General features: G+C 63.0%; 8 protein-coding genes, 1 pseudogene and 1 riboswitch. Of the genes and pseudogenes, 1 reads left to right on the top strand and 8 read right to left on the bottom strand.

The genetic code is table 11. From position 1 onward, the window contains the following. Positions 1 to 22: 22 nt before the first annotated feature. From B3C64_RS05910 to B3C64_RS05875, 8 genes are all read right to left on the bottom strand, one after another. Complete coding sequence (locus tag B3C64_RS05910; protein ID WP_291534388.1) at positions 23 to 676, bottom strand: Pr6Pr family membrane protein; 654 nt, start codon at positions 674 to 676, stop codon at positions 23 to 25. 88 nt (positions 677 to 764) lie between these two features. Further along, on the bottom strand, positions 765 to 1,133 hold the full coding sequence (locus tag B3C64_RS05905) for a fluoride efflux transporter FluC (RefSeq protein ID WP_291534387.1): 369 nt from the start codon (positions 1,131 to 1,133) through the stop codon (positions 765 to 767). Then, positions 1,130 to 1,549 carry a FluC/FEX family fluoride channel gene (locus B3C64_RS05900; protein WP_291534385.1) on the bottom strand — a complete coding sequence of 140 codons (420 nt, stop codon included), beginning with the start codon at positions 1,547 to 1,549 and terminating at the stop codon, positions 1,130 to 1,132. The genes B3C64_RS05905 and B3C64_RS05900 overlap by 4 nt, the downstream gene beginning before the upstream one ends. Before the next feature lie 90 nt (positions 1,550 to 1,639). Next, positions 1,640 to 1,715, bottom strand: a riboswitch (Fluoride riboswitch). 143 nt (positions 1,716 to 1,858) lie between these two features. Beyond that, positions 1,859 to 3,205, bottom strand: coding sequence for an MATE family efflux transporter (locus B3C64_RS05895; protein WP_291534384.1), 1,347 nt, complete (start codon positions 3,203 to 3,205; stop codon positions 1,859 to 1,861). Between the two features lie 148 nt (positions 3,206 to 3,353). Beyond that, positions 3,354 to 4,721, bottom strand: coding sequence for a riboflavin deaminase (locus tag B3C64_RS05890; RefSeq protein ID WP_291534383.1), 1,368 nt, complete (start codon positions 4,719 to 4,721; stop codon positions 3,354 to 3,356). Positions 4,722 to 5,077: 356 nt separating this feature from the next. Continuing rightward, positions 5,078 to 6,523: an NAD(P)(+) transhydrogenase (Re/Si-specific) subunit beta gene (locus tag B3C64_RS05885; RefSeq protein WP_414632170.1), complete on the bottom strand. Its 1,446-nt coding sequence runs from the start codon at positions 6,521 to 6,523 to the stop codon at positions 5,078 to 5,080. Next, a complete protein-coding gene (locus B3C64_RS05880; protein WP_291534381.1) occupies positions 6,524 to 6,829 on the bottom strand; it encodes an NAD(P) transhydrogenase subunit alpha in 306 nt (101 codons plus the stop codon). It abuts the gene before it with no gap. Positions 6,830 to 6,832: 3 nt separating this feature from the next. Then, complete coding sequence (locus B3C64_RS05875; RefSeq protein ID WP_291534380.1) at positions 6,833 to 7,978, bottom strand: NAD(P) transhydrogenase subunit alpha; 1,146 nt, start codon at positions 7,976 to 7,978, stop codon at positions 6,833 to 6,835. Between the two features lie 237 nt (positions 7,979 to 8,215). Between B3C64_RS05875 and B3C64_RS05870 the strand changes: the two are divergent. Further along, positions 8,216 to 9,279: pseudogene (locus tag B3C64_RS05870) on the top strand (AMP-binding protein); the annotation flags it as partial.

The following is a 9,279-nucleotide window of genomic DNA, read 5'->3' as shown; positions in this document are numbered from 1 at the left end:
TATCCGATGGCCTTTCGGCACGTCATGAACGCGGCGCCCTGCCCAGCAGACGGTCCGCCAGAACACCCATGTAGCCGAGCCCGACGAACACGACGAGCAACACCGCCACGGTCAGCAGGACATGCCCCACGCCGTATCGGTCGACATCGATGAAATCATACGGCCAGCGGCTTTCCCGACGGACCCGCACGCCGAATCCGTAGATCAACAGCGCCACATATCCGAAATACGCCAATGGGAACAACGGCCATATCAATGGCTCGCGAAACCCCATGGTGCCTTTGCGGTCGAACAGCAGCCAGTCCAGGACCATGCCGATCGGCACGATGTAATGCACGACGAGCTTCGCCCAGTGGAATTCGCCGCCCGTGAACACCATGCCATGGTCGAGCAGGAAATGGGCGACCAGAAAGGTGACGGTGATGCCGAGCGTCAGCATGTGCTTGCACAGCGGGGCCGACGGCATCGCCCAATCCGACGGGCGGCGGCATTGCGCCGACGCCGCGAACAGCAGATACAGCACGACCGCGATATTGCTGATGTTCGTGAAATAGAGGCACGCATCCGGATGGAGCCGGCCCTGGCCGACGCCGAACTCATGCAGCAATGCCGCCGCGCCGACGGCGGCCACGCACAGCTTGTAGGCGATCGACATGAAACGCGAATGAACATACATGGAACATGCCCCTCTCATTTACGATGACCAGCCCATGCCGTGCCGTTCCAGCGGAACGCCGCGGGAACGGCACGACGGCGGCGAATCGTCATGCCGCCAGATAACCGCAGGCGACGGCGGCGACCGGCGCGATGACGGATGCCACGAGGTATCCGGCGAAGCAGGCGAACCTGCCTTTGCGCAGCAAACCGACCGTCTCGTTCATCATGGTCGAGAACGTGGAGAAGCCGCCGAGGAACCCCGTGGCCAACAGCAACCGCGTCCCGTCGGGGACCATGGACTTCGCGAAGAGACCGGCCACCAGACCGGCAAGGAAACCCGCGACCACGTTGATGACGAACGTCGACATGGGAAACGCCTTATGCCAGAACGCCTTGATATAGGAATCGCAGATATAGCGCATGGCGGCGCCGACGCCGCCGCACAGGCACACCAGTACGGGAGTCATATCCATCATGCCAGCTCCCTTCCGCGGGCCGCCAGACGCGCGCCGAAGACGGCTCCGGCATAGGCGAGCGCGAGGCCGAGCAGGAACGTCGCCGCGCAATAGGCCGCAGCGCCGGAAACCGCGCCGCCATGCAGCAGGGTGAATTCCTCCAAGGCGAGCGTGGACATCGTGGACAATCCTCCGCACATACCCATGCCGAACCCGCGGTTCACGTATTCCTTGGCGCGACCCTTGAACGGCGCGCCGGACAGCCATGCGGACAGCGCGGCGTACACGAAGCAGGCGACCATGTTCGCCACGAATGTGCCGATATGGAAGGTTCCCCAATCGGCGATGAACGAGCTTGCGTACCGCAATCCCGTGCCGACGCATCCGCCGACGAACACCACGCCTATCACATCACAACGAATGATATGCCGTTGCATCACAACATCCTCTTCCATCGTGGAAGCGCTGTGGCATACGCGAACGGCGCAACGCATGTTCCGCCGTCGCATGGGACGCAGCCTCCCATGTCGTTTCCAGGAACCATCAGCGGAAATGCGGTTCGAAATCATACAATCTCAGGCGGGTCCCATCGCCGGGAACCAAGTATACCGCCGGCGTACGGCGACCTTTCGCGGCGTTCACCATGCGAGACCGAAAAGGGCATGACCACGCGCGCTATGCCGCGGACGGGCCGAATCGCCGCATGCCATCCGTTCCCGTCCGAATCGTCGTGCCCGAGGACGGCGTCACCGACGTCCTTCGTCAAGGAGGCCACCACGCTTGAGCCATGCGTAGAAGCCGAGACAGATCAGCACGGAAAGCAGCGAACCCGCCGGGGCCGCCATGCCCATGGGGAACAGCGTGTCCGGGAACAGCTTCGACGCGAGATAGGCGCCCGGCACGCGCACCAGCGAGATGGCGATGATGTTGTGGATGAAGCCGATGTACGAGCGTCCGTATGCCGCGAAGAAGCCGGTGAAGCAGAAATGGACGCCGGCGAAGACCGCGTCGACGATGTAGCTGCGGATGTATTGCGTTCCCGACGCCACCACCGCCGCGTCGGTGGTGAACAGGCCGACGATGCCGCTTGCCGCGCATTCCACGACGATGGAGACGACGATGCCGTACATGATGGTGATGAGGGTCGCGTACCGCAGTGTGAGCGCCGCGCGTTCGGGCTTGCCGGCTCCGATGTTCTGCGCGGAGACCGCCGAAACCGTCGCCAGCATGGACGACGGCACCAGGAAGAGCGCGCTGATCACTTTTTCGACGACCCCCACGGCGGCCGCGTCGGTCAGTCCGCGATGGTTGGCGATGACGGTGATGATGATGAACGCGACCTGGATGCAGCCGTCCTGCACGGCGGTGGGCACGCCTATCTTGAGAATGCCGCCCGTCATGTCCCGCCGCGGCCTGAAGTCGACGGGGCGCAGCCGGATTCCCGTCCGTTTGCGCCGGATGGCCACGAGCGCCACAAGCACGCTGATGGTCTGCGCCAGCGTGGTGCCGAGCGCGGCGCCGGCGGGCCCCAACCGGAAGCATCCCATGAACAGGTAGTCGAACGCGATGTTGCATACGCAGGCCACGGCGATGAACCACATCGGGCTTTTCGAATCGCCCATTCCCCGGAATATCGAACTGATGATGTTGTAGGCGACGATGAACGGGATGCCGACGAAACAGATGGACAGGTACTGGGTGGTGCCTTCCACCGCCTCCGCCGGCGTGCCGATCAGCGTGACGATGCCATGTACGCCGAGCAGAAGCGTCACGGTGAGCAACGCCGCCACCGCCACGAACAGGGTGATGGTGTTTCCCACGGCCTCGGCCGCGCGGTCGAGTCGGTTCGCGCCGACCGCGCGGCCGATGGTGACGGTGGATCCCATGGCGAGACCCACGATCACCACGGTGAGCATGTACAGCACCTGGCTTCCGTTGGCGACCGCGGTGATGCCGTCCACGCCGATGAACTGCCCCGCGATGAACAGATCCGCCATGCCGTACAGCGTCTGCAGGAAGTACGAAAGCAGATACGGCAATGCGAAGACGACGATGGTCCTCGGCACGCTTCCCGTGGTCAGGTTCTTTTCCATGCGGCTCCTCCAGGCTTTCCGCGGACTCTTCTGCAGATTGTTTCCAAAAGGCATCCTAGAATAGGCGTCGGTCATGGTCCGGACCACCGAACCGTGGTGGCGGCCGGTGACGGTCGAAGACGCCGGGCAAAGCCGGAAAGCACATCGGTCATTCCATCACAGGCACCGATTCCCCCATCGTGTCCTCCGGCCCGGAGGTCTTGTCCATGAAGCATCCCATATGCCTCGAATACGCATCCGTCTCGCGCATAAGCAGCGCGCGGACGGCACGCAGCGATCTCCGGTCCCTCGGCAGACGGTACAATGCGATGGTCGCGGCCGTCTCGCACGGATCTCCGCACCGTTCCAGCATCCTTCCGCGGTCTTCGCGCGGCGCGGGCGGCATGTCCATGCGGTCTCCGTACGCGGCTGGAGCGATGCGCGCGGCAAGGGCTGACAATAATCCCGATCGCCCCACCTCGCGCATCCGCCGCTCGAGTTCCCCGACTCCCCTGTCGAACAAATCGCGGTCGCGCGTGCGGAAGCCCTCGTCGAGAACGCATGCGCCATCCTGCCCCATCAGCGAGATGGACAGGTCATGCAGGTACAGCGGATCCTTCCAGACGTCCGGAACCCGGTACGGCCCGCTTTCCTCGATCCGTTCCAGTACCCGCGCCGCAGGTTCCGTACGTCCCTTCCACAGCGACCGGTACGCCGCGATCAGCTTACGCGCGTCGTAAAGATATCTGGCATCCATGCATTCCGGATATTCCAAGGCCCGACCGGCATCGAGGTCTATGTCGCAGGCGTAATCCAGGTCCGCTTTGATCCACATGTCGCGCAGATGCCCGCACACGTTCCGATACCGGAAGTCCGGTTCGCAACCCAGCTTCACCACGTTCGGATCATCGCGCAGCATGGTCATGCCCAATCCGCCATAGGCGAGCATCATCTGCGCGATGTCGGCGGCACGCGGATCGGCGCCGCCCCATCGCAGCAGACTGTACGCGGCCAAACGGTAGATCTGTCGAAGGTATTCGGCCATGCACGCGCGGCGCGTTTTCTCGTCCGCCACATATTTCCCACCCGTGCGCATGTCCCTCCGGAATGTTTCGCGGGTGTCGAACGGGCCGAGACAAAATGGCATTCTACTGCTTGGCCGATTCAACGCCACGGCGATGGAAGCGTCGTTGACCATGTCGTACAGCCATACGCCCATGCCGTATCTGCGCACCACGTTGCGGCATCCGATGAGGAATTCCGCATCGTATCCGATCCGCCGCTCTTCGAAGGCGAACATATCCGCGTCGAGATTCGCGGGCCATGAGGTTCCCCCGAACAGTTCGACGGCAAGACGATGGATCTCGTCGTCGAACAAGAAGCAAGGCACCTTCAGCCCATATTCGCGGCGCGGCATCCCGATGGTTTCGGAGCATCGGTCCGAATCAGATCCGCCGAATCGTCCGATCAGCTCGTCGAGCATGGTCAGAAAACCCTGTTCGTCCATATCGAGTGGCGGTGTGGTGGCATTCATCATTGCGTGGACTCCTTCGTCGCGCCGTGTTCCTTGCGGGTGTGGTTCCAATGTCGCATACGGCGACATGGTCGCGCCACCCGCTCCGAAGAATCTGTGGATAAGTGGATAAAATCCGACTATCCACCGCAAAAAGCCGATTGTGGATAAGAACGATTGCGAACAGGGCATGGATCCGCTGCCTTCCCATGTGGCGAGGCCACCGTCCCATACGGTTCCGAGCAGCCCGGCATCGTCTTCACGACAACCGCCTCGAAACGCAGAGGGGACCCTTCCCGAAGGAAGGGTCCCCTCTGCGCCGGCATGCGGTCGTTCCGCGACCTTGTTCGCGGAACGACCGCATGGCCGTTATCGCACCATCAGCCGATGAGCTCCTTGACCGCCGCGATGACGGCCTGCAGGCTGGACTTGGCGTCGCCGAACAGCATCTGCGTGTTGTCTTCGAAGTACAACTCGTTCTGGATGCCGGCGTAGCCGGTGCCGCGGCCACGCTTCATGACCACGACGTTCTGCGCCTTGTCGACATCGAGGATCGGCATGCCGGAGACCGGGGTGCCCGGCCTGCGCGCGGCCGGGTTGGTCACGTCGTTCGCGCCGACCACGAGGGCCACATTGGCCTGTGGGAACTGCGGATTGATGTCGTCCAGATCGACGAGCTCCTCGTACGGCACGTTCGCCTCGGCGAGAAGCACGTTCATGTGGCCCGGCATACGTCCAGCCACCGGATGGATGGCGTAGGAGACCTCGACGCCATGGTCCTTGAGCAGCGTGCCCAGATCGGCCAGTTCCCGCTGGGCCTGAGCCTGGGCCAGGCCGAAGCCCGGCACGAAAATGACCTTTTCGGCATAGACGAGCTGCACGGCCAAATCATCGGCGGAGGTCTCCTTCATGGTGCCCTCCGGCCCCTCGCCGGCGCCCGCGGCCGCATTGGCCCCGCCGAATCCGCCGGACAGCACGGAAAGCAGCGGACGGTTCATGGCCTTCGACATGGCGATGGACAGCGTCACGCCCGCGGCGCCGACCAGCGCGCCGGCGACGATCAGGGCGATGTTGTTGATGGCCAGACCGGACATGGCCACCGCGGTACCGGTGCATGCGTTCAGCACGGAAATGACCACCGGCATGTCCGCGCCGCCGATCGGGATGACGAACACCAGGCCGTAGCACAGCGCGAACACGGTGGTGAGAATCGACCACAACAGGCGCTGCTGCGGCTGCACGCACAGCATGACGAAGGAAAGGACCGTGAGCACGACGAACACGATGTTCAGCGCGCTCTTGCCCGGCAGCGCCAGCTTCTTGACCCACTTGATGCCCTGCAGCTTGCCTGCGGCGATCAGCGATCCGGAGAAGGTGACGGAACCGATCATGATGCCCAGACCCGCGGTGATCAGCACCACGAGGCCCGGAGTCTCGGCGGAGGTCAGGATGTCGTTCAACGCGACAAGCGCCGCCGCGCCGCCGCCCACGGTGTTGAACACCGAAACGAGCTGCGGCATGTCGGTCATTTTGACCTTCTTGGCGGAGACCACGCCGGCGACCGCGCCGATGGCGATGCCGGCAATCAGCACGACGACCGCGACGCCATGCTTGAATCCATTGGAGATCTCACCGGCGAACAGCACGATGAACGCCATGGCCACGGCCAGGACCATGCCGATGGCGGAGACCGCGTTGCCCTTGCGGGCGGTTTTCGGCGAATTCATCAGATGCAGGCCGATGACGAACATCACGGCGGCCAGCAGGTAGACGAACCATTCGATGACGCCGAGCGGCGTGCTCAGCATTTCGGCCAGGGTACCCATTTACTTGGCCTCCTTTTCCTTCTTCTTGCCCTTGTCGGACTTGAACATCTCCAGCATGCGGTCGGTGACGACATAGCCACCGACGACGTTCATGGTTCCCAGCACCGCCGCGAGGAAGATGAACACCCAGGCGAGCGGGCTGGTGGCATGCGCTGCCACGATGACCACACCGGCGATGACGATGCCGTGAATGGAGTTCGCGCCGGACATCAGCGGGGTGTGCAAGGTGGCCGGCACCTTGCCGATGACCTCGACGCCGATGAGCAGCGCGAGGACGAACAGGGTGATCGCAACGACGATATCCATGGTCTACTCCTCTTCCTTCTTGGCTTCCCCGCCACGGCCTGCGACGACCATGGCCTGATCGAGTTCCTCACTCAGGTCGATGGAGAGCCTGCCTTCACGTACGAAATGGGCCAGCACATCGGCCACGTTGCGGCTCAGCAGGTTGGACGCGGTGGTGGCCACGCCGCTGGCCAGATACGGTGCGCCGATGATGGTCACGCCGTTGCCGGTCACCTGGGTGCCGACAGCGGATCCCTCGACGTTGCCGCCCAGATCGCTGGCCGCGCAATCGACGACCACGGCCCCGCGATGGAGCCCGGCGACGCCGGCCTTCGTCAGCAGCACCGGCGGCTTGCGTCCCGGAACCTTGGCCGTGGTGATGACGATGTCGAAGCCCGCCGCCTTCTGGTCGACCGCGGCCTGCTGCTGGGCCTGCTCCTCGGCGCTCAGGGCACGGGCGTAGCCGCCCTCGCCCTGTCCCTTGGAGAAATCGAGCCCAAGATCAAGGAATTTCGCGCCCAGAGATTCGACCTCTCCCCTGGAGGCCGGACGCACATCGTATGCGGTGACGACGGCGCCAAGGCGCTTGGCGGTTCCGATGGCCTGCAGACCCGCGATGCCGGCACCGAGAATCAGCACCTTGGCCGGGCGGATGGTGCCTGCCGCGGTGGTCATCATCGGCAGGAACGACCCATAGGCGTCGGCGGCCGTGATGGCGGCCTTGTACCCCATCACGGAGTTCTGCGACGTCATCTCGTCCATCGACTGCGCGGAGCTCAACTGACGCGGCAGCTTCTCCATGGCCACGCCGACCAGTCCCGCCTTCTCCAAGGTCGCGACATAATCGGCGTCGGCGAAGGATCCGAGCATACCGATGATCCAGGTTCCGCGCCTGGCCTTCGCGAGCAATCCGGCATCCGGACGGTCCACGAAACCGAGCGCGTCGGCGCGCGCGATCACGTCATCGGCGGAAACGACCTGGGCTCCGGCCTTGACGTAGTCCTCATCGACATAATGCGATGCGACGCCGGCACCGGACTCGACCAGGCATGCGACGCCCGACTTGCGCAATCTCGTTACGATGTCCGGTGTCAGAGCAACGCGGGATTCGTGTTCGGAAGTCTCGTTAAAAACTCCGAAAACCACGGTGGCCTCAGCTTTTTCAGCCATAGGTCCCCTTTCTTCCTCATTAAAGAAATCTCGACGAATAGATACAGTGCCTTAGTGTAACGTAAATCGCATATATGCATGCCACAGCCTCTCACCTGTCGGGTAAAGGCATCTTTCCCATCCGATCGTCGGGGGCTGCCACGGCGCCTATTCCCTACGCTACCGTAAGGTGACGTGTCGCATCGAAGGGACTATCATTCCTACAGATACTTGGTTATATGCATGTAGGAGAATTTCGTGTCCGTCATCACCTCTTTGAACAAGCGAGCCGCCAATCTTGCGCAGAAGGCGCTGAGACTGGGAGGCGACTTCGTGCACCCCGTCAGCGATGACTCGGGCAACACCCCGGACTACAACGACCCCGACAACATCCTCTCCCCCGATGGCCATATCGACCTTCCGCACACCGCGGAATGGGGTCCGGGTTTCCCATCCACGACGTTCCTTGATCCGCAGACCGGCTTGCTGACCACCAAGACGGCGGGAAAGCCGCCGCTGGACGATGGCATCACCATCTACGACATCTACGCCGACCGCGCCGAACGCATGGGTGACGAGCCGCTCTACACCTACAAGGAGAACGGCGAATGGGCCACCAAGACCGGCAACGAGGTGCTGGCCGACATCCGCCAGACCGCCAAGGGCCTGTTGCACTATGGTCTGAAAAAGGGAGACGGCGTGGCGTTCATGTGTCGCACCTCCTACGCGTGGGACGTGTTCGACGCGGCGGTCATGGCATGCGGCGGCGTGCTCGCCACCATCTACGACACCGACTCCGCCGAACAGATCCGCAACATCGTGAACAATTCCGACGCGCGCCTGCTGGTCGTCGAAACCACGGACATGCGCGACAAGGCGGACGGCGCGGAAGAGGAATGCCCGACGCTGGAACACATCGTCTGCTTCGAGAACGGCGGACTCGACGAGATCCAGGCATACGGCTCCGGCATCAGCGACGAGCAGCTTGACGAACGCATCGCGTCCGTCAAGAAAACCGATCTGTGCTCCATCGTGTACACCTCCGGCTCCACCGCAGCGCCAAAAGGCGTGGAGATGACGCACGAGCACTACTGCACCACCGCGTTGAACCTGCCGGACTACATGCCCGACCTGCTGCACCAGAAGGATCACAACGTGCTGCTGTTCCTGCCGCAGGCGCATTCCTTCGCGCGAGCCATCAATTACATCTGCGTGGCGAGCCGGATGCACATCTACATCGCCCAAGGCATCAAAACGCTGATCGCCGACCTGCAGGTGGCCAAACCATCCGTCATGATCGTCGTGCCCCGCGTGCTGGAGAA

It is taken from the genome of Bifidobacterium sp. UBA6881, assembly GCA_002451435.1.
GTDB lineage: Bacteria > Actinomycetota > Actinomycetes > Actinomycetales > Bifidobacteriaceae > Bifidobacterium.
This window is presented reverse-complemented; position numbering and strand designations above follow the sequence as displayed.

What these genes read in the sequence shown, in the direction of transcription:
- B3C64_RS05895 (WP_291534384.1), bottom strand. Translation starts at nt 3,205, where the DNA reads ATGGAAAAGAACCTGACCACGGGAAGCGTGCCGAGGACCATCGTCGTC.
- B3C64_RS05885 (WP_414632170.1), bottom strand. Translation starts at nt 6,523, where the DNA reads ATGGGTACCCTGGCCGAAATGCTGAGCACGCCGCTCGGCGTCATCGAA.
- B3C64_RS05910 (WP_291534388.1), bottom strand. Translation starts at nt 676, where the DNA reads ATGTATGTTCATTCGCGTTTCATGTCGATCGCCTACAAGCTGTGCGTG.
- B3C64_RS05905 (WP_291534387.1), bottom strand. Translation starts at nt 1,133, where the DNA reads ATGATGGATATGACTCCCGTACTGGTGTGCCTGTGCGGCGGCGTCGGC.
- B3C64_RS05880 (WP_291534381.1), bottom strand. Translation starts at nt 6,829, where the DNA reads ATGGATATCGTCGTTGCGATCACCCTGTTCGTCCTCGCGCTGCTCATC.
- B3C64_RS05890 (WP_291534383.1), bottom strand. Translation starts at nt 4,721, where the DNA reads ATGATGAATGCCACCACACCGCCACTCGATATGGACGAACAGGGTTTT.
- B3C64_RS05875 (WP_291534380.1), bottom strand. Translation starts at nt 7,978, where the DNA reads ATGGCTGAAAAAGCTGAGGCCACCGTGGTTTTCGGAGTTTTTAACGAG.
- B3C64_RS05900 (WP_291534385.1), bottom strand. Translation starts at nt 1,549, where the DNA reads ATGCAACGGCATATCATTCGTTGTGATGTGATAGGCGTGGTGTTCGTC.